Source organism: Streptomyces sp. NPDC007872, assembly GCF_042868165.1.
In the GTDB taxonomy this organism is placed as follows: domain Bacteria; phylum Actinomycetota; class Actinomycetes; order Streptomycetales; family Streptomycetaceae; genus Streptomyces.
In genome coordinates this window covers 564,391-583,271 of sequence record NZ_JBIAEA010000004.1, presented here as the reverse complement: position 1 = coordinate 583,271, position 18,881 = coordinate 564,391, and the positions used below count along the sequence as shown (strand labels likewise).

General features: G+C 72.6%; 21 protein-coding genes. 12 read left to right on the top strand and 9 right to left on the bottom strand.

The window, feature by feature from the left end; translation table 11 throughout:
* Positions 1–9: 9 nt before the first annotated feature.
* On the bottom strand, positions 10–666 hold the full coding sequence (gene leuE, locus ACFYNX_RS17240; RefSeq protein WP_125658453.1) for a leucine efflux protein LeuE: 657 nt from the start codon (positions 664–666) through the stop codon (positions 10–12).
* A gap of 185 nt (positions 667–851) precedes the next feature.
* Between leuE and ACFYNX_RS17235 the strand changes: the two genes are divergently transcribed.
* Complete coding sequence (locus tag ACFYNX_RS17235; RefSeq protein ID WP_388662220.1) at positions 852–1,820, top strand: L,D-transpeptidase family protein; 969 nt, start codon at positions 852–854, stop codon at positions 1,818–1,820.
* A 151-nt stretch (positions 1,821–1,971) separates the two neighbouring features.
* On the opposite strand, the gene ACFYNX_RS17230 is transcribed toward ACFYNX_RS17235, so the two are convergent.
* Positions 1,972–3,249, bottom strand: coding sequence for a hypothetical protein (locus tag ACFYNX_RS17230; protein WP_388662218.1), 1,278 nt, complete (start codon positions 3,247–3,249; stop codon positions 1,972–1,974).
* Entirely contained in the window at positions 3,249–3,929 is a 681-nt protein-coding gene (locus tag ACFYNX_RS17225; RefSeq protein WP_125658462.1) for an RNA polymerase sigma factor, read from the bottom strand. Before ACFYNX_RS17225 ends, ACFYNX_RS17230 begins: the two co-directional genes overlap by 1 nt.
* Positions 3,930–4,311: 382 nt before the next feature.
* On the opposite strand from ACFYNX_RS17225, the gene ACFYNX_RS17220 reads away from it, so the two are divergent.
* Positions 4,312–5,061: a Clp protease N-terminal domain-containing protein gene (locus ACFYNX_RS17220; protein ID WP_388662216.1), complete on the top strand. Its 750-nt coding sequence runs from the start codon at positions 4,312–4,314 to the stop codon at positions 5,059–5,061.
* 8 nt (positions 5,062–5,069) lie between these two features.
* Here the strand turns inward: ACFYNX_RS17220 and ACFYNX_RS17215 are convergent, their stop codons facing one another.
* The 4 genes from ACFYNX_RS17215 to ACFYNX_RS17200 all read right to left on the bottom strand — a co-directional run bounded on the left by ACFYNX_RS17215 (position 5,070) and on the right by ACFYNX_RS17200 (position 8,082).
* Positions 5,070–5,645, bottom strand: a complete 576-nt coding sequence (locus ACFYNX_RS17215) for a hypothetical protein (RefSeq protein WP_388662214.1) — start codon at positions 5,643–5,645, stop codon at positions 5,070–5,072.
* A 127-nt stretch (positions 5,646–5,772) separates the two neighbouring features.
* Complete coding sequence (locus tag ACFYNX_RS17210) at positions 5,773–6,183, bottom strand: type II toxin-antitoxin system VapC family toxin (RefSeq protein ID WP_388662569.1); 411 nt, start codon at positions 6,181–6,183, stop codon at positions 5,773–5,775.
* Between the two features lie 5 nt (positions 6,184–6,188).
* Entirely contained in the window at positions 6,189–6,419 is a 231-nt protein-coding gene (locus ACFYNX_RS17205) for an antitoxin (protein ID WP_365542387.1), read from the bottom strand.
* Between the two features lie 43 nt (positions 6,420–6,462).
* The gene (locus ACFYNX_RS17200) at positions 6,463–8,082 is read right to left on the bottom strand and encodes a glycoside hydrolase family 20 protein (RefSeq protein WP_388662212.1); all 1,620 of its coding nucleotides are present in this window, start codon (positions 8,080–8,082) and stop codon (positions 6,463–6,465) included.
* 679 nt (positions 8,083–8,761) lie between these two features.
* On the opposite strand from ACFYNX_RS17200, the gene ACFYNX_RS17195 reads away from it, so the two are divergent.
* The 6 genes from ACFYNX_RS17195 (at position 8,762) to ACFYNX_RS17170 (ending at position 13,471) form a co-directional block, all read left to right on the top strand.
* Positions 8,762–9,178 (top strand): 2-oxo-4-hydroxy-4-carboxy-5-ureidoimidazoline decarboxylase, encoded by a 417-nt coding sequence (locus tag ACFYNX_RS17195; RefSeq protein ID WP_388662210.1) that lies wholly within the window; start codon positions 8,762–8,764, stop codon positions 9,176–9,178.
* A 226-nt stretch (positions 9,179–9,404) separates the two neighbouring features.
* Complete coding sequence (gene sdhC, locus ACFYNX_RS17190; protein WP_015035721.1) at positions 9,405–9,785, top strand: succinate dehydrogenase, cytochrome b556 subunit; 381 nt, start codon at positions 9,405–9,407, stop codon at positions 9,783–9,785.
* Positions 9,786–9,793: 8 nt separating this feature from the next.
* Entirely contained in the window at positions 9,794–10,267 is a 474-nt protein-coding gene (locus ACFYNX_RS17185) for a succinate dehydrogenase hydrophobic membrane anchor subunit (RefSeq protein WP_365542391.1), read from the top strand.
* A 24-nt stretch (positions 10,268–10,291) separates the two neighbouring features.
* Complete coding sequence (sdhA, locus tag ACFYNX_RS17180) at positions 10,292–12,046, top strand: succinate dehydrogenase flavoprotein subunit (protein ID WP_388662208.1); 1,755 nt, start codon at positions 10,292–10,294, stop codon at positions 12,044–12,046.
* Positions 12,046–12,804 carry a succinate dehydrogenase iron-sulfur subunit gene (locus ACFYNX_RS17175; protein WP_062752578.1) on the top strand — a complete coding sequence of 253 codons (759 nt, stop codon included), beginning with the start codon at positions 12,046–12,048 and terminating at the stop codon, positions 12,802–12,804. Before sdhA ends, ACFYNX_RS17175 begins: the two co-directional genes overlap by 1 nt.
* Before the next feature lie 103 nt (positions 12,805–12,907).
* Positions 12,908–13,471: a hypothetical protein gene (locus ACFYNX_RS17170; protein ID WP_388662206.1), complete on the top strand. Its 564-nt coding sequence runs from the start codon at positions 12,908–12,910 to the stop codon at positions 13,469–13,471.
* A gap of 28 nt (positions 13,472–13,499) precedes the next feature.
* Here ACFYNX_RS17170 and ACFYNX_RS17165 read toward each other — a convergent pair whose 3' ends face one another.
* Positions 13,500–14,045 (bottom strand): MarR family winged helix-turn-helix transcriptional regulator, encoded by a 546-nt coding sequence (locus ACFYNX_RS17165; protein ID WP_388662204.1) that lies wholly within the window; start codon positions 14,043–14,045, stop codon positions 13,500–13,502.
* Between the two features lie 101 nt (positions 14,046–14,146).
* Here ACFYNX_RS17165 and ACFYNX_RS17160 point away from each other — a divergent pair, with 101 nt between their 5' ends.
* The 4 genes from ACFYNX_RS17160 (at position 14,147) to ACFYNX_RS17145 (ending at position 17,129) form a co-directional block, all read left to right on the top strand.
* Entirely contained in the window at positions 14,147–15,367 is a 1,221-nt protein-coding gene (locus ACFYNX_RS17160; RefSeq protein WP_388662202.1) for an MFS transporter, read from the top strand.
* A 96-nt stretch (positions 15,368–15,463) separates the two neighbouring features.
* The gene (locus ACFYNX_RS17155; RefSeq protein ID WP_388662200.1) at positions 15,464–15,898 is read left to right on the top strand and encodes a hypothetical protein; all 435 of its coding nucleotides are present in this window, start codon (positions 15,464–15,466) and stop codon (positions 15,896–15,898) included.
* Between the two features lie 63 nt (positions 15,899–15,961).
* Positions 15,962–16,384, top strand: a complete 423-nt coding sequence (locus ACFYNX_RS17150; RefSeq protein WP_388662198.1) for a thiol-disulfide oxidoreductase DCC family protein — start codon at positions 15,962–15,964, stop codon at positions 16,382–16,384.
* A gap of 10 nt (positions 16,385–16,394) precedes the next feature.
* Positions 16,395–17,129, top strand: coding sequence for a TetR family transcriptional regulator (locus tag ACFYNX_RS17145; protein WP_365542403.1), 735 nt, complete (start codon positions 16,395–16,397; stop codon positions 17,127–17,129).
* A 52-nt stretch (positions 17,130–17,181) separates the two neighbouring features.
* Here the strand turns inward: ACFYNX_RS17145 and ACFYNX_RS17140 are convergent, their stop codons facing one another.
* Complete coding sequence (locus ACFYNX_RS17140) at positions 17,182–18,735, bottom strand: ABC transporter substrate-binding protein (RefSeq protein WP_388662196.1); 1,554 nt, start codon at positions 18,733–18,735, stop codon at positions 17,182–17,184.
* Between the last annotated feature and the right edge of the window lie 146 nt (positions 18,736–18,881).

Here is an 18,881-nt window from a genome sequence, read left to right as displayed (position 1 = left end):
CGGGCGGGGTCAGGCGGCGCTGCTGAGCGAGAGCTTCGCGGCGAAGCCGAGGAAGAGGGCGCCGGCCGCCGAGGTCGCGCCGGCGGAGAGGCGCCTGCGGCGGCGGAAGGCGGCGGAGAGGCGGGTGCCGCCGAAGATGAGGGTCGTGAGGTAGAGGAAGCTGCCGAGCTGGAGCAGGGTGCCGAGGACCAGGAAGGAGAGCGCCGGGTAGGCGTAGCCGGGGTCCACGAACTGCACGAAGAAGGAGATCAGGAAGAGGATCGCCTTCGGGTTGAAGAGGCTGATGATCAGCGCGCGCCGGTACGGGCGCTCGGCGGGGGCCGCCGCGGCGGCCGGGGGCTCCTCGGCGGCCGTCTCCGCGCGGGAGCGCCACATCGACCGGGCGGCCCGCAGCATCCCGTACGCCATCCAGGCCAGGTATCCGGCGCCCGCGTACTTCACGATCATGAAGAGGACCGGGGTGGTCTGGAGCAGGGAGGCCGCGCCGAGGGCGGCCAGGGTCATGAGGACCGTGTCGCCGGTGAAGACGCCGGCGGCGGCCTTGTATCCGGTCCGGGTGCCCTTGCGGGCGGCGACGGACAGGACGTAGAGCGAGTTCGGTCCGGGCAGGAGGATGATGAGGACGAGCCCGGCGAGGTAGGTCGGCAGATCGGTGACACCCAGCATGGGCGGAGTGTCGCACGCGCGTACGGCGTTCCGCTCGCGCGTTTCGCATCGCGGAAGATCGGCACGCGCCGTTCGGGACCGGTGCCTCCCGGCGGGTCGGGTGGGCGATTTTCGGCCGTGGTGCGCAACCGCCCGCGCGCGGGAAGCATCCCTCTACGTACAGACGAGTTTCCCGGGGGGCAACGATGAAGCGGTCTTCGACCGTCGTGCGCAGAGGCGTCGTACGCAGGGGTGTCGTACGCAGGATGGTGCTGGCGGCGGCCTCGGTGGCGCTCGCCGCGGGCTGTACGGCCCAGACGGCCGGCACGGGGAGCGCCGGGGCCGGCGGCAGCGCGGGCCCTTCGGGCAGCTCCTCGGCCCGGCCGTCGGCGTCGGCGTCCGCGACCGCGTCGCCCTCGGAGTCGGAGTCGGAGTCCGCCACCCCCGAGGCCTCTCCCACGGACGACGGCAAGGCGCCGTCCGCCTCCCCCACCTTCCCCACGCCGGAGCCCTCCGGCTCGGCCTCCGACGGGGCGACGGCGTCCCCGGCGCTCATGAAGGACGGGGACGAGAACGAGCAGGTGCGCGAGCTCCAGGCGCGGCTGCGGCAGGGGAAGTTCTTCGACCGCGCGCCCACCGGGTTCTACGGGACGATGACGGCGGGTTCGGTCAGGGCCTTCCAGAAGAAGCAGGGGCTGGACGCGACCGGTTCGGTCGACGAGGCCACCTGGCAGCGGCTGCTCGGCGCCAGCCGGAAGCCGACCGCCGACGAGCTGAAGCCGTCGACCACCAACGCCCTGGACGCCCCGGCCCCGGCGTGCATGACCGGCCGGGTGCTCTGCATCAGCAAGGAGAGCCGGACCCTCGCCTGGATGATCGACGGCAAGGTCGTCTCGTCGATGGACGTCCGCTTCGGCTCGGAGAACACCCCGACCCGCGAGGGCACGTTCAGCGTGGGCTGGAAGGCCCGCGAGTGGACGTCGACGATCTACCACACGCCCATGCCGTACGCGATGTTCTTCAGCGGCGGCCAGGCCGTGCACTACTCGGCGGACTTCGCGGCCCGCGGCTACGCCGGTGCCTCGCACGGCTGCGTCAACGTCCGGGACCGGGCCAAGCTCTCGGCCCTCTTCGACCAGGTGAAGGTCGGGGACAAGGTCGTCGTCCACTGGTAGGAGCAGAAAGAGGAGAGGGCGCGGGTGGGACCGGGGGAACGTGTCCCACCCGCGCCGGGTGCGCCGAGCCGTAGGTACGGGGGGAACCCCGGCTCATCGCGCGGCCGATGACCAGTCGGCATTACGTACTGCGCCGACGCGCCGGAAAGTGTTACACCGCGAGCGGGAGGCGCGCCGTCGCGCCCGTTCCCGGGAGCTCCGAGGGGGCCGTGGAGGCCGGTCCGGCGAGGGTCTCCGCCGAGGTCCGGGTGGTGTCGCGGCCGTCCCGGCCCCTGCCCCAGGAGCCGTCACCCCTGCCGCCGCCGCCCTTGCCGCCACCCCTGCCGTCGCCCTTCGAGCCGCCCCGGGGGCCGTCGCCCGGCCGGTCCCCGGAGCCGCCTCCGGAGCCGGGGTCCGAGCCGCCCTTCGCGCCGTCCCCGGAGGTGCCCCCGGGTGCGCCGGGTGTGCCGGAGAGGAGGCGGTCGCAGTAGCGGCGCAGGGTGTCGCCGTCGCGCAGGGTCTCCATGAGCAGGCGGCGGCGACCGTCGTCGAGCCGTCCCGACCGGTACGCCCGGCAGGCCTCGACGGCCTTCTCCCGGAGGTCGGTGCCGCCGCTGTTCCCGCCCCCGTCCTCCTTCTCCTTCCGGTCCCGGCCCTCCGTGCGGTCCGGGTGCGGGGTCCCGTCCGGACCGGCCGCGCTCCGGCCGGGCTCCTGGACGTCCCGCTTCGGCCGGTCCGCGCCGTCCCCGTCCGGCGCCGGGACGGCCGGTGCGGTGGAGCCCGCGTCGGCGGAGGGGGTCGTGCCGGGCGTGTGGTCGTCGACGGGCGGCGGGGGCCCGGGTATCCCGGGGTCCTCGCGCGTGCCGTCGGGCTCCGGCGAGACGAGCGGCCGCGCGGTGTCCCCGGCGGAGACGGAGCTGGCGGGGGCGGGTCCCACCAGCGGGAGGGCGCCGGTGCCCGCGGCGACGGCGACCCCGCCGACGGCGACGGCGGCGACCGCGGCGGCGAGGCCGTAGCGCGCGGAGCGGCCCCAGCGGCGCGGGGCGGCGGCGGGGCGCGCGAGCCGCACCCGGCCGAGGTCGGCGGGGGCGGTGCTTCCGGCCGCGCCTCCGGCCGTGTTTCCGGCGGCGCCCCCGGCCGTACTTTCGGCCACGCTCCCGGCCGTACTCCCAGCGATGCTCCCGGCCGTGCCCCCAGTAACGCTTCTGGTCGCGCCCCCCGGTGCGGAGGCGGCGGCGGCGCGGGCCGCCGTGGCCTCGCGGAAGGCGGCGAGGGCCGCGGCCTCGCCCGGCAGTGCGTCCTCCGCGGCCGGGGTGCGGATCGCGTCGAGGGCGTCCGCGAGACGGCCGGCCGACGGGTGCGCGAGGTCGCCGGCGGGGCCGACGGGATCGCCGCGGAGCAGTCGCTCCGCGGCCTCCTCGTCGAGCCACTGGTACCGCTCGTCGGCCATCACATGTCCTTCTGCGTCCGCGGACGCCATTGCGTCACACCGCCGGGCGCCACGGGTCCCGGTGTCCTGCCGCGCTGCGGGGGCACGCCGTCCAGGGGGACGACGGTCCCGCCGGCGCCGTCCGGGGCGCCCTCGACGCCGAGGAGTTCGGCGAGCCTCTTGAGGCCGCGGTGCGCGGCGGTGCGCACGGCGCCGGGGCGCTTCCCCAGGGTGTCGGCGGCGCTCTTGGCGTCCAGGCCGACGACGACGCGCAGCACGACGGCCTCGGCCTGGTCCTGCGGGAGCTGGGCGATCAGGTCCATGGTGTGGCCGGTGGCCAGGGCCTCCAGGGCCTCGCTCGCGGTGTCGGACTCGGCGGGCTTGTCGGTGAGTTCGGTCTCGTCGGCGCCGACGACGGGGCGCCGGCCGCGCATCCGTATGTGGTCGAGGGCGCGGTTGCGGGCGATCCGGGCGGCCCAGCCGCGGAAGCGGTCCGCGTCGCCGCCGAAGCGGTCGAGGTCGCGCGCGATCTGGAGCCAGGCCTCGGAGGCCACGTCCTCCGCGTCGGTGTCGCCGACCAGTGTGCGTATGTAGCCGAGCAGCCGGGGGTGCACGGCGCGATACACGGCACGGAAGGCGTCCTCGTCCCCGTGCTGTGCGGCGAGCACCGCGGCCGTCAGCTCCGCGTCGTCCCCCAGCACTCCCCAAACCCTGTTCGTCGATCGCGTCGTCTCGTCACGGCCGGTCACCGCCGCCACGCTGCCTAACGCACCAGCACGCTACGTGGTGCTCCGGCGCCGCGTCCACGCGGTGTCCGCCCCTTGTACAACTTGCAACCTTCCAGTGCCCGGAGACGGTGTGACAGAAAGCGCACTCCCGGCGCTGAAAGGAGTACGGAGCCGTGCTGCGGCTCCGTGGAGGACGACCGGGGCCTCTCCTGTGGGGGGTGGCGGCCCTGGTCGTCTCTCCTTTTCCCTCTTCCCTTCCCCTTTTCGCGGTCGTCGGACCGTCCCGGGTGCGGCGCGCCCTCGCGCATGTCAACCGACGGTTGACAGCCTCCGAGTGTCAACCTAGGGTTGCCTCATGACGAATCCAGTCGTTCCGACCGTTCCCGTCCGTCTCGACGAGCTCATCGAAGCCATCAAGAAGGTCCACCCGGACGCCCTGGAGCAGCTCTCCGGCGCGGTCATGGCGGCGGACCACCTCGGTGACGTCGCCGACCACCTCATCGGTCACTTCGTGGACCAGGCCCGGCGTTCCGGCGCCTCCTGGACCGACATCGGCCGCAGCATGGGCGTCACCCGGCAGGCCGCGCAGAAGCGGTTCGTGCCCAAGGACCCCGACGCCGAGAAGATGGACCCGAACGCCGGGTTCAGCCGCTTCACGCCCCGCGCGCGCAACGTGGTCATGGCCTCCCAGAACGAGGCCACGGCCGTCGGCAACGCCGAGATCACCCCCTCCCACCTGGTGCTCGGCCTGCTCGCCGAGCCCGAGGGGCTCGCGGCGCACTGGATCGCCTCGCGGGGCGTGCCCCTGGAGCGGGTGCGCGAGGCCGCCGCCGCGACCCTGCCGCCGGCCGTCGAGGAGCCGCCGACGCTCGTGCCGTACGACGCGGCGGCGAAGAAGGTCCTGGAGCTGACGTTCCGCGAGGCCCTGCGCCTCGGACACCACTACGTCGGCACCGAGCACGTCCTGCTCGCGCTCTTGGAGCACGAGGACGGGCAGGGCGTGCTGAGCGGGCTCGGTCTCGACAAGGCGACGGCGGAGCGGGAGATCGCCGAGACGGTCGCCTCGGTCGCGATCACGGCCCCCGAGCCGGACACGGAGGCCTGACCGCCCCCTCAGGCGGTGGTGCGGGCCCGGCGCGAGACGACCGCGCGCAGCACCCGGCCGCCCTCGACGGAGAGCTCGCGGGCCCGGCGCAGTCCGGTCGGGCCGTGGGCGACCGATTCGAGGACGGCCCGCTGGCGGCGGAGCTCCCCGGCGAGCAGCGGGCCCGCGCCCTCGGCGTCCCCGGCGCGGCAGCGCTCGACGAGGTCCTCGTCGGCGCCGGCCGCGTCGTACCGCCCGTGCAGGGCGAGGGCGGTGCCGGAGCAGGTGCCGACCCAGGCGCGCAGGGACTCCGGGGTCCAGTCCGCGGGGGCGGCGGCCAGCATGCCGCGCACGGCCCGGGCCGCCTCCCCGCCGCCCTCGGCGTCCAGCTCGGCGCGGGCCTTGGCGACGGCCTCGCCCCACGCCGCGCCGTCGGCGCGCGCGACGGCCGCCCAGGCGGGCCGCAGGGCGTCGTCCCGGTCGGCGGCGAGCAGCGGGAGGCAGCGGTCGAGACAGGCGAGGCCGGCCGCGGCCAGGCCGCGCTCGTCGGCCCCGTCGATCAGCTCCCGCAGGCTCCGGTCGTTCTCCGGCTTCCCCGACGTCATGGACGCCTCCTCGCCACCCGATGCGGACGCGGCGGTTCCCCTTACGTGGCGGGGAGTCGCCTTTTCGTCACTGTGTGGCCGGAATCATGCCAGTGGAGTCGGTCGACTGCATAGGGGTACGGCGCTGTCACAGTCCGAGGGCCTTCTCGTTGAACACCTCGACCGGGCACGCGGCCCGGGTGGCCCGCGCTCCGTCCCGGATCCGGCCGTCACTGGTCACCAGCGGAACGTCATACCCCTCGGCAAGTGCCACGTACAGGGCGTCGTAGGCGCTGAGGTTGGCATACAGCTCCCGCACCCGGGGCAGCAGCGGGAGGTGCTCCGACCTGCGCAGCGGCAGCTCCGCGAAGGCCGCACAGGCGTCGCCCAGCTCGCGGTCGGTCAGCTTCCCGCCGCGGTGCCGACCCAGGAGGGCCGAGGTCACCTCGATGTCGACGAGGTGCGGGGCGAGCAGGCGCTCCCCCTTCACCCGCTCCCGCACCGCCTCGCCGACCGGGCCCGCGTCGGCCAGCAGCATGACGAGCGCGCCGGCGTCCATGACGATCACTCGCGTCGCCTTCCCCGGTCGATCTCGTCGAGCACGTCGTCCGTCGACAGCCGAGCGGTGACCCGCTCCCGGATGCGGGCGACCACGTCGTCGAGCGAGGGCGTGGCGGCCTCCTGCTCCAGCAGAGTGCGGGCGTACGCCTGGAGGGACTGCCGGTTGCGGGCGGCCCTTATCTTCAGCTCGGTCAGCGCTTCCTCGGACAGGTCTCGCACATACAGAGTTGCCATGCGATTACTTTAGTCGCGCCGCTAGCAGATTGATAGCAGCCGCTTACCGTACCTTCTCCGCGAGCGCCCGGAACTGGTCCCAGCTCGCGGTCGGTTTCGCCGGGTTCCAGAGCTTCTGGGAGAGGGCCGCCAGGGGCAGCCGGATGCCGGCCGCGACCTGGGCCGGGGTCTGGGAGTTCGCCAGGTCGCACCAGACGGCGAACCGGGCGCCGAGGATCTGGGGGTCGTACTTCGCCGGGACGGGGCCGGTGCCGCGCACGACGAGCGGGGTCCACTGCTCGTAGATCCGGCGGCCGGTGGGGTACGCGAAGTCGTTGGGCTCGCCGAGGACGTAGTAGAGGTACTCGTCGTTGAGGTTGACCATCTTCCGGCCCTGGCTCAGGTACGAGACGGGCTGCCGGGCGCCGATCTCCTTGCCCGTCCAGTACTCGACCTCCAGGTCCTTCGCCGCGTTCACGACCCCGCCCGTGAAGAAGCCGTCGTTCCAGGCCTTGAGGGTCTTGCCGGTGGGGCGGACGACGGCCGCGCGGTCGTTGAGCCAGCCCGTGGCCAGGTCCTGGACCCGGCCGGAGGACCCGTACTTCGCCTTCGCGGCCCGCGCCAGCGCCGGGTAGGTGGCCTCGGGGTCCTTCGCCATGAGCGCCACGTACTCGTCGGCGCCGAGGTGCCAGTACGCGCCGGGGAAGAGCTGCGCGTACTCGCGCAGCAGGTCGTCGACGATCTTCGCCGACGCCGGGTTCGCGATGTCGACGGCGCCGCGCGGGGCCCGGCCGGTCCCGCTGCGGAGCTGGAGGTCGGGGTGGGCGGCGATGACGGCGCCGAGGTGTCCCGGGGAGTCGATCTCGGGGACGACGGTGACGTGCCGCTCGGCGGCGAGGGCGAGGATCCGCCGGACCTCGGCCTTGGTGAGGTGCTGGGCGGAGACCACCTCGGGGTGGCTGTCGGACTCGATCCGGAAGCCCTGGTCGTCGGAGAAGTGCAGTCCGAGCTGGTTGAGCTTGAGGTCGCCCATCTCGCGTATGCGGTCCTCGATCCAGCCGGCCGTGAAGTGCTTGCGGGCGGTGTCCACGTTCAGTCCGCGCTGCGGCTTGGCGGGCCGGTCGTTCACCGTCCCCTCGGGCATCGCGCCGGTCGCCTTCACCGACTGCTTGAGGGTCCGGGTGCCGTAGAAGACCCCGGCCTCGTCGGGCCCGCTGATCCGGACCCGGCCGCCCCGGACGGCGAGGGCGTACGACTCGGGGGCGCCGGTCCCGCCCAGGGCCAGCTCGACGTCCCCGGGCCCGGCGGCGACGGCGCCCCGGTAGGGGATGCCCAGCTCACCCGCTATCAGCTTCCCCTCGTCGGCGAGGCCCCCGCTGTTCGCGGCGATGACGACCCCGCCCGTGGGCGCGGGCTTCCAGCCGGGGCCGCGGGCGGCCTCGTGGGCGCGGACGGCGGGGACCGTGCGGGGCGCGCCGGAGAGCGGGTAGGTCCGGGTCGGCGTCGGCGTGGGGGTCGGCGAGGGCGGCGCGCCCGAGGGCGCGGAGGCCGTGGCGGAGCCGGGGGACGGGGCGGCGGACGGCCCCGGGGCGGCACCGCCGGAACAGGCCGCCACGGTGGCCAGTGCCACCGAGGTCGCCAGGAGCGCGGGGCCGCGTCGGGGCCCCCGTATGGAGTACCGCATCAATCGGAATCCTCCCCTACGGATGGGGGTCCGGCCAATCGAGCGACGGCCCGGGAGGGAGCGGACGGCGAAATCGGGACCCTCCGCATCCGGGGCGGACGGCCGAATCGGAACCCTCCGCCCCCGGGGCGGACGGCCGAATCGGGACCCCCCGCATCCGGGGCGGACGGCTGAATCGGGACCCCCCGCACCCGGGACGGACGGCGACATCGGAAGCCCCGCGTCCGGATCGGACGGCGGCATCGGAACCCTTCCCTCCCCAGCCGACGGCGACATCGGAAGCCCCGCATCCGCGACGGAGGGAACGCCGGAACCCCGAACGCCGTCAACAAGTGCGGCACCCGCCGCGCCGACGACGGCGGGGACGGACGATCGTCACCCCGTGTTCACCCACGGGCGGGCGACCGGAATCCCGGCGTCCATCAGATGTTCCGAAACTCTCCCTTCCGGGTGAAAATCGCGCATCCGTCGGACACCTCCCCCGTCCCGTCGATAACGTTGCGTCACGCTCACCCCACCCGTCCCGGAGTAACCGGAGCCCACGCTGACCAGCGACACCCACGCCACCTGCCGGACCCCGGGCTCCCCGCACACGCCTGCCGCACCCGGCCGGCAGTCCCCCCGCCCCCGGCGCCCCGGCGGCCTCGTCGGCTTCAACGCGGCGGCCCCCGCCGAGGCCGTGACCCTGCTGCTCTCCTGCTGCCACAGCCTCCGCTGGGCCGAACGGGTGGCGGCGCACCGCCCCTATCCCACGGTGGAGGCCCTGCTCGCCGCCGCCGACGAGGCCGGGTACGACCTGTCGAGGGCCGATCTGGACGGCGCCCTGGCCGCCGAGTCCTCCCTGCCGCCGCACCCCGACGCCCCGGCGGCCGCCCGGACCGCGCTGCGGGCCGCGCACGCCGCGTACGAGAGCAGCTTCGGACACGCGTTCGTGATCAGCCTCGACGGGGTGCGCCCCGACGAGCGGCTCGACCAGGTCCTGGCCGGAATCCGGTCACGTCTCGGCAACGAACCGGAGGAGGAGCGGGTGATCGCGGCCGAGGAACTGCGCCGGCTCGCCCGCGCCCGGCTGGCCTTCCGGCTGGCCTCGGGCTGACCGCATGCTCACGCCCCGACACTCCGGGGCGTGATTCCGTCCGCAATGCGGTGATTCCGCCCCGGACGATAGCCCGTCCGTGCCTGTTTGATCACACCTATGGACCCCGCGCGAGCGAACCGACAACTCGTCGCTACGATGACCGGGGCCGGTGGACCGTACCCGGCCGGGCCAGACCGACAGAGAAGCCGGCCGGCCCCGATCCCCGCTCCCGGAGGGTTTTTCCGTGCCGGCTGGAACGCTGTACCGCGGCCGGGAAGGAATGTGGTCCTGGGTGGCTCATCGAGTCACCGGCGTCCTCATCTTCTTCTTCCTGTTCGTACACGTCCTTGACACCGCTCTCGTCCGCGTCTCCCCCGAGGCCTACGACGAGGTCGTCGCGACCTACAAGACGCCGATCGTCGCTCTGCTCGAGTACGGCCTGGTCGCCGCCATCCTCTTCCACGCGCTGAACGGCCTCCGCGTCATCGCCGTGGACTTCTGGTCCAAGGGCCCCCGCTACCAGAAGCAGATGCTCTGGACCGTCGTGGGCATCTGGGTCGTGCTGATGGCGGGCTCGCTGTACCCCGTCCTCGGCCACGCCGCACGCGAACTGTTCGGGAGCTGACGCCAGACATGTCGACTGACACCACCTCCGCGATCGGCCCCGTCGAGGGCGGCGGCTACGACGTGGACAACCCCGCGCCGTACATCGAGGCCCCCCGCAAGCGCACCGGCAAGACCCCGCGCGCGACCCGCGGCAACTTCGAGATGGCCGCGTGGCTCTTCATGCGCCTCTCCGGCGTGGTCCTCGTCGTCCTGGTCCTCGGCCACCTGCTGATCCAGCTCTTCCTGGACGGCGGCGTCTCCAAGATCGGCTTCGCGTTCGTGGCCGGCCGCTGGGCGTCCCCGTTCTGGCAGGTCTGGGACCTGCTGATGCTCTGGCTCGCCATGCTGCACGGCGCCAACGGCCTCCGCACGGTCGTCAACGACTACGCGGAGCGGGCCAACACGCGCCTGTGGCTCAAGGGCCTGCTGTACACCGCCACGGTGTTCACCATCCTTCTGGGCACGCTGGTGATCTTCACCTTCGACCCGAACATCCGCTAGGCACGGGGCTGAGGTAATCCACTGATGAAGATCCACAAGTACGACACCGTCATCGTCGGAGCCGGCGGCGCCGGCATGCGCGCCGCCATCGAGGCGACGAAGCGCAGCCGCACCGCCGTGCTCACCAAGCTCTACCCCACCCGCTCCCACACGGGCGCCGCGCAGGGCGGCATGGCCGCCGCGCTGGCGAACGTGGAGGAGGACAACTGGGAGTGGCACACCTTCGACACGGTCAAGGGCGGCGACTACCTGGTCGACCAGGACGCCGCCGAGATCCTGGCGAAGGAGGCCATCGACGCCGTCCTCGACCTGGAGAAGATGGGCCTGCCGTTCAACCGCACCCCGAACGGCACCATCGACCAGCGCCGCTTCGGCGGCCACTCCCGCAACCACGGCGAGGCCCCGGTCCGCCGGTCCTGCTACGCCGCGGACCGCACCGGCCACATGATCCTCCAGACGCTGTACCAGAACTGCGTCAAGGAGGGCGTGGAGTTCTTCAACGAGTTCTACGTCCTGGACCAGCTCATCACCGAGGTCGACGGGGTCAAGCACTCCGCGGGCGTCGTCGCCTACGAGCTGGCCACCGGCGAGATCCACATCTTCCAGGCCAAGGCCGTGATCTACGCGTCCGGCGGCACCGGCAAGTTCTTCAAGGTGACCTCCAACGCGCACACCCTGACCGGTGACGGCCAGGCGGCCTGCTACCGCCGCGGCCTGCCCCTGGAGGACATGGAGTTCTTCCAGTTCCACCCGACGGGCATCTGGCGCATGGGCATCCTGCTCACGGAGGGCGCCCGCGGCGAGGGCGGCATCCTGCGCAACAAGGACGGCGAGCGCTTCATGGAGAAGTACGCGCCGGTCATGAAGGACCTCGCGTCCCGTGACGTCGTCTCCCGCTCCATCTACACGGAGATCCGCGAGGGCCGCGGCTGCGGTCCCGAGGGCGACCACGTCTACCTGGACCTGACGCACCTCCCGCCGGAGCAGCTCGACGCCAAGCTGCCGGACATCACCGAGTTCGCCCGGACGTACCTCGGCATCGAGCCGTACACGGACCCGATCCCGATCCAGCCCACCGCGCACTACGCCATGGGCGGCATCCCGACCAACGTCGAGGGCGAGGTCCTCTCGGACAACACCACCGTCGTCCCGGGCCTGTACGCGGCCGGCGAGGTCGCCTGCGTGTCGGTGCACGGCGCCAACCGCCTCGGCACCAACTCGCTGCTCGACATCAACGTCTTCGGCAAGCGGTCCGGCATCGCCGCGGCCGAGTACTCCGCCAAGGCCGACTTCGTCGAGCTGCCGGAGAACCCGGAGTCCCTCGTCGTCGCGCAGATCGAGAAGCTGCGCGACTCCACGGGCAACGAGCGGGTCGCCGACCTGCGCCGCGAGCTCCAGGAGACGATGGACGCCAACGTGATGGTGTTCCGCACGGAGCAGACCATCAAGACGGCCGTCGACAAGATCGCCGAGCTGCGCGAGCGCTACGAGAACGTGTCCATCCAGGACAAGGGCAAGCGCTTCAACACCGACCTCCTGGAGGCCATCGAGCTGGGCAACCTGCTCGAACTGGCCGAGGTCATGGCCGTCTCGGCCCTGGCGCGCAAGGAGTCCCGCGGCGGTCACTACCGCGAGGACTACCCGAACCGCGACGACGTCAACTTCATGCGTCACACGATGGCGTACCGCGAGGTCGGCAAGGACGGCTCCGAGACCGTGCGTCTCGACTACAAGCCGGTCGTCACGACCCGCTACCAGCCGATGGAGCGTAAGTACTGATGGCTACCCCCGTACTGGACAAGGTCGAGAAGGACTCCGCCGCCTCGCCGTACATCACGGTCACGATGCGGATCCGCCGCTTCAACCCCGAGATCTCGGACGCGGCGGTCTGGGAGGACTTCCAGATCGAGATCGACCCCAAGGAGCGCGTGCTCGACGCCCTCCACAAGATCAAGTGGGACGTCGACGGCACGCTGACCTTCCGCCGGTCGTGCGCGCACGGCATCTGCGGCTCGGACGCGATGCGGATCAACGGCAAGAACAGGCTCGCCTGCAAGACGCTGATCAAGGACATCAACCCCGAGAAGCCGATCACGGTCGAGGCCATCAAGGGCCTGACGGTCCTCAAGGACCTGGTCGTGGACATGGAGCCGTTCTTCCAGGCGTACCGGGACGTCATGCCGTTCCTGGTCACCAAGGGGAACGAGCCGACCCGCGAGCGCCTGCAGTCCGCCGAGGACCGCGAGCGCTTCGACGACACCACCAAGTGCATCCTGTGCGCCGCGTGCACGTCGTCCTGCCCGGTCTTCTGGAACGACGGCCAGTACTTCGGTCCGGCCGCGATCGTCAACGCGCACCGCTTCATCTTCGACTCGCGCGACGAGGCCGGCGAGCAGCGCCTGGAGATCCTGAACGACAAGGACGGCGTGTGGCGCTGCCGCACGACGTTCAACTGCACGGACGCCTGCCCGCGTGGCATCGAGGTCACCAAGGCGATCCAGGAAGTGAAGCGCGCGCTGATCACGCGCCGTTTCTGAACCACCGCGTGGCGGTTGAGCCCGCTTCTGTACGCTCGGCGTGCGGGGGCGGGCTTTCCCGTCCGCACGCGCCGGTGTGTGTCGTTGTGGAGAGCGGGGACTGATGAGCGAGCCGAACCCTTACGCGGACGGCGAGTACAAGTGGGGTCCGGGGCAGGGCCCGGGGCAGGGCGGCGCGCCCGGCACCCCGGCGTACGGCTACCCGCAGGACGTGCCCCCGGGGTACGGGTACCCGCCGGCGGCCCCGGCGTACCAGCCGACGCTCGCCGAGGGCGTGCGCGTGCCGTCCCCGCCGCAGCAGTTCCCGCCGGTGCCGGGCGGGCCCGCGCCGCTCCTCGCGCTCGGCGACATCACGGTCGTCGGGGACCGGATCATCACGCCGGCCGGGGAGATGCCCCTCAAGGGCGCGGTGTGGAACGCGATGGACATGTCGCGGACCGAGGAGAAGATCCCGACGGTCGGGATCGTGCTCGCGATCGTCTTCGCGGTGGTGTGCCTGCTCGGTCTGCTGTTCCTCCTGATGAAGGAGAAGCAGACCACGGGCTTCGTCCAGGTCACCGTGACCAGCGGGGGCCGGCACCACGTGACGATGATCCCGGCGACGGGTCCGGACACCGTCCACTGGGTGATGGGCCAGCTCAACTACGCGCGCTCGCTGAGCATCTGACGTCCTGGCCCGGGCCGGGCCGGGGTCGTCAACCGTGCCAGGGGCCGGGGGCGTCGCCCGCCTCCGCCGCCACCATCACGCGGCGCAGCATGTCGTTGAGCAGGGTGCGCTCCTCGGGGCCGAGGACGCCGAGGAGCCGGTACTCCTCGTGGCCGAGGGCGTCCATCGCGCCGAGCCAGGTCTCGCGGCCGGAGGCGGTGAGTTCGACGGCGACCCGGCGCCGGTCGGTGGTCGACCGGGTGCGGCGGACGAAGCCGCGCTTCTCCAGGGCGTCGAGCCGGCCCGAGACGGAGGCGGGGGCCAGGTCGAGGTCCTGCGCGAGTTCGGAGGGGGCGGCGGTGCCGCCGCGGCCGGCCAGCTTGTGGAGCGTGTCGAACTCGTGGCGCTCCAGGTCGAAGTCGACGAGCGACTGCTCCCTGACCCGGCGCAGGTGGACCGAGAGCTTCTTCATCCGGGTGACCGCGCCCTCGACGACGGGGTCGAGGCCGGGCAGGACGGGCTGCCAGCGGGCGACGTGCCCGTCGGTCCAGTCGCGCCGTTCCGAGGGGGCGGGGGGCCCGGGGGTGGGGTCCATGGGGCGATCGTACGTCGGGGAGGGGCGCACCCGCCTTCCCGAGTGTTTCGGTTCCGAATGATCAGTTGAAGGATCATTCGGAACCGAAATAACCTTCGATCATGCCCGCCGCTCCCGCCGCCACGGCGCCCGCACCCGTCCCCCACCCCCTGCGCACCCGCCCCTTCCGGCTCCTCTTCACCGGCCGCGCCCTCTCCCTCCTCGGTGACGCCGCCATCCCCGCCGCCCTGGCCCTGGCCGTCCTGGAGGCCACCGGCTCCACCGCGGCGCTCGCCCTGGTCCTCGGCTGCGCGATGGTCCCCAAGCTGCTCCTGCTGCCGCTGGGCGGCGTCGTCGGCGACCGCCTCGACGCCCGGACGGTCGCGCTCGCCACCGACCTCGTGCGCTGCGCCACCCAGCTCCTCGTCGGCGTCCAGCTCCTCGGCGGCTCCCCCGGCCTCGCCGTGCTCGCGGTCGCGGAGGCGTGCGGCGGGGCCGCCGGGGCCTTCGCCATGCCGACCGTCGCACCCCTGGTGAGGGGCACGGTGGCGGCCGGGGCGCTGCACCGCGCCAACGCGGCCGTGGGAGTGGCCCAGAGCGCCACCCGCCTCGCGGGCCCGGCGCTCGCGGGCACGCTGGTCCTCACGGTCGGCGCCGGCTGGGCGTTCGTCCTGGACGCGGCGACCTTCGGCGTCAGCGCCCTGCTCCTGACCGCCGTCCGGGTGGAGCGGGTGGCGATCCCCCGCCGTTCGCTCCGCGCCGACCTCGCCGAGGGCTGGCGGGAGGTCCGCTCCCGGGACTGGTACTGGACCAGCCTCGTCGGCCACGGCGCCTGGAACGGCGCCGCCGCCGTCCTGATGACCCTCGGACCCGCCGTCGCCGTGCAGCGGCTCGGCGGCGGCACCACCTGGGTGGTCCTCCTCCAGGCCGGCGCCGTCGGCTTCCTCCTCGGGGCGCTGCTCGCGGACCGCGTCAGCCCCCGGCGCCCGGTCCTGACGGCGAACCTCGGGCTCGCCACGTACGCGCTGCCGCTGGTCCTGCTCGCCGTCGCCGCGCCCGCGCCGGTGACGATCGCGGCCTACGGGCTCGCCCAGGCCGGCCTCGGCTTCCTGTCGCCCGTCTGGCAGACCGCGGTCCAGCGCGCGGTGCCCGCCCACGCGCTCGCCCGCGTCACCTCGTACGACTGGCTGCTCTCGCTCGCCGCGATGCCCCTCGGCTACGCCCTGGCCCCGCTCGCCGCCTCGGCCTGGGGCCCCGAAGTGCCCCTGCTCGCCGCCGCGGCGGTGGTGGGCGGCTGCTGCCTGGGGACGGCGCTGGTGCCGGGCGTACGGAGGTTCACCTAGGGACGTGCGGCCTCCCTCCCGCGACTTGAACACGTTCAAGATGAGGTCTACAGTCAGGACCGCCAGCTTTTGAACGCGTTCAAGGGAGGGTGGGGCATGGACCTCACTGTCGTCGCGTACATCGTCTACCTGCTGATCGGCGTGGCCCTCACCGTCTGGGTCGCCCGCACGCTCAGCCGCAACGGAAGGATCTTCCTGGCGGACGTCCTGCACGGGAACGAGAAGCTCGCGGAGGCCGTCAACCACCTCCTGGTGGTCGGCTTCTACCTCGTCAACTTCGGCTTCGTCGCCCTCTACCTGAGCCAGGACGACGCCGTCCTCGACGCCCGGGCACTCTTCGAGGCCCTCTCCGTCAAGCTCGGGGTGGTCCTGCTGGTCCTCGGCGTGATGCACCTCGGGAACGTGTACGTGCTCAACAAGATCCGCCGGCGCGGGGTCATGGAGCGCGAGCAGGTGCCGCCGGTCGGCCCGCAGGGCTGGACCACGACCCCCAAGGGCGGCCCCTGGGCCCCGCCCGCGCCCCAGGGCTGAACCGCCGTGCCGACCGCACCCGGAGGGGCCCCCGCACCGGGGGCCCCTGCCCCGCGGACGCCCGTGAGGCGCCTGACCGTGCTGTACGACGCCGACTGCCCGCTCTGCGTGCACCTGCGGCACTGGCTGCTGCGGCAGCGGCAGCTCGTCCCGCTCGACCTGGTGCCGGCCGGGTCCCAGGAGGCCCGGCGCCGGTTCCCGGCCCTCGACCACGCCGCCACCCTGCGGGAGATCACCGTGATCGGGGACCGGGGCCAGGTCTACCGGGAGACCGCCGCCTGGATCGTCTGCCTCTGGGCCCTCGCCGAGTACCGGCCCAGGGCCCACTGGCTGGCCACCCCCGCCGGGCAGCCCTTCGCCCGGATGACCGTCCTGGCCGCCGCCAAGTGGCGCGAGGCCCTCAAGGGGCCCGGGATTCCCGGAAGGGGGCCCGGCCCGGAGGGCTGCGGGGACGGGCGCTGCGAAGTGCCCGGTCCGCCCGGTTAGGCTCGGCTCCGTGAAGGACGTGAAGGAAGAGAAGAAGGCCCCCAAGAGCGAGCAGACCCGCACGCTCATCCTGGAGACCGCGCTCCGGCTGTTCAAGGAGCGCGGTTACGACAAGACGACGATGCGGGCCATCGCCCAGGAGGCCGGGGTCTCCGTCGGCAACGCGTACTACTACTTCTCGTCCAAGGAGCACCTGGTCCAGGGCTTCTACGACCGGATCGCCGAGGAGCACCAGGCGGCCGTCGAACCCATCCTGACCGGGAGCGAGAAGGACCTGACGGCCCGGATCCGGGGGGTCTACCTCGGCTGGCTGGACATCGCGGAGCCGTACCACGAGTTCGCCGCCCAGTTCTTCAAGAACGCCGCCGACCCGGACAGCCCGCTCAGCCCGTTCTCGCCCGAGTCGGAGGGGCCCCGCGAGGCCGCGATCGAGGTGCACCGGCGCGTCATCTCCGGGGCCTCGGTGAAGGTCGACCCCGAACTGGCCGAGGCCCTGCCGCAGTTGCTGTGGCTCCAGCAGATGGGCCTGGTGCTCTTCTGGGTGTACGACCGGTCGGAGGGGGCCGCCAACAGCCGGCGGCTCGTGGAGCGGCTCGCGCCGGTCACCGCCCGCGCGATCTCGCTCTCCCGCTTCCGGATCCTGCGCCCGCTGGTCAAGGAGACCCACGAGCTGCTCGCCGACTTCATGCCGACGGCGGCCGGGATGGCGGCCTCGGGCAAGCCGAAGCGGGCGGGCGCGAAGTAGTGGGGGACGCGTCGCGGGGGCCGTACGCGCACGGCCCCCGCGACGGACGCCGCTAGATCCAGCTCAGGTCCCACAGCCGCCAGATGCCCGTGCCGTCCGTCAGGTACTGGGAGCCGGCGACCGCCTCCGTGGAGAGGACGTAGTCCTTCTTCTGCCACAGCGGCACGAGCGGGACGTCGTCGGCGACCTCGTTCTGGATCGCCTTGAAGTCCTCCGTCGCCCGCGAACGGTCGCTGAACCGCTGCGTCGAGGCGATCAGGGAGTCGATCAGCTTGCTGGAGAACCCGTTGTGCAGGGTGTTCGCGGTGCCGACGAGCGGGGCGGTGAAGCTGTCGGAGTCGGGGAAGTCGGGGAGCCAGCCGACGGTGTACGCGTCGAAGTCGCCCTTCGCGTACTGCTTCTGGAAGTCCTCCCACTTGACCTCGACGGTCCTGACCGCGAAGAGGCCGGTCTCCTCCAACTGCCGCTTGATCTCGGCGGTCTCGGCGGCGTAGGTGTCGTCCTTGCGGAAGCCGAAGGTGAACGTCACGGGGGTGGTGACCCCCGCGTCCTTCAGGATCTTCTTCGCCTTCGCGCCGCTGGGCTCCGGGTAGCGGTCGTAGAACGCGGTGCTGTGGCCGACGAAGCCCTGCGGGATGAGGGAGTACAGCGGCTCGACCGTGCCCTTGTAGGCGCCGGTGGTGATCGCCGGGCGGTCGAGGACCGCCGCGACGGCCTGCCGCACGGCCTTGTCCGCCATGGGCGAGCCGGGGCGGACGTTGAAGTTGATGTTGCGGATCTCGGCGCTCTCCGCCTCGGTGACCCGGGTGCCGTCCGTGGCCTCCAGCTTGGAGACGAAGTCCGGCGGGAGCTGCCGGTGCGTCACCTGGACGTCCTTCGCCTTCCAGGCCTCGGCGAGCTCCTCGGACTTGGCGTAGTACTTCACGAGGACCGGGCGGCCGGCCTTGGCGACGGCGCCCTTGTAGCGCGGGTTGGGCTCCAGGAGGGCGGACTCGCCCGGCTTGTACTCCTTGAGGACGTACGGCCCCGAGCCGTCGACCGCCTGGTCGGGGCGCAGCTTCTTCTCCGGGTAGCGCTCGCGGTCCACGATCGAACCGGCGCCGGTGGCCAGCTTCAGCGGGAACGTGACGTCCTTGGCGCTGAGGTGGAAGGTGACGGTCCGGCCCTCGGAGTCGACGCTCTTCAGCGTCGGGAAGAGCGGCTGCGGGCCGACGTCCGTCTTGATCCCCAGCATGCGCTCGAAGGAGTACTCGACGTCCTCGGCGGTCATCCTGCGGCCGTTGGAGAAGGTGAGGTCGTCGCGGAGCGTGCACCGGTACGTGGTGAGGCCGGAGCCCGCGAACCCGCAGCTCTCGGCGGCGTCCGGCACCGGCTCGGTGAAGCCCGGCTTGAACGTCAGGAGGGACTGGTAGACGTTGCTGTAGATCGCCCAGGAGCCGGCGTCATAGGCGCCGGCCGGGTCGAGCGAGGTGATCTCGTCCGTGGTGCCGACGGCGATCGGATCGGTCCTGACGCCGTCGGAGGGCAGGAGTTGCCAGCCGCCCACCCCGGCCGCCACCAGTACTCCACAAGTGATGAGGATCCGCAGACGGACCGTCGACCGCATTGCCGTGCTTCCTTTTTTCGGTACCACCCCAGGTGCGGGGCCCCCCGGTACCGCCGCGATGGCGTCATCCCATCACACGGCTTTCACAAGTGGAAGAGAAAACTTTCACACCACAGGTATATGTCCGGGATATGAGACTTTAAGTC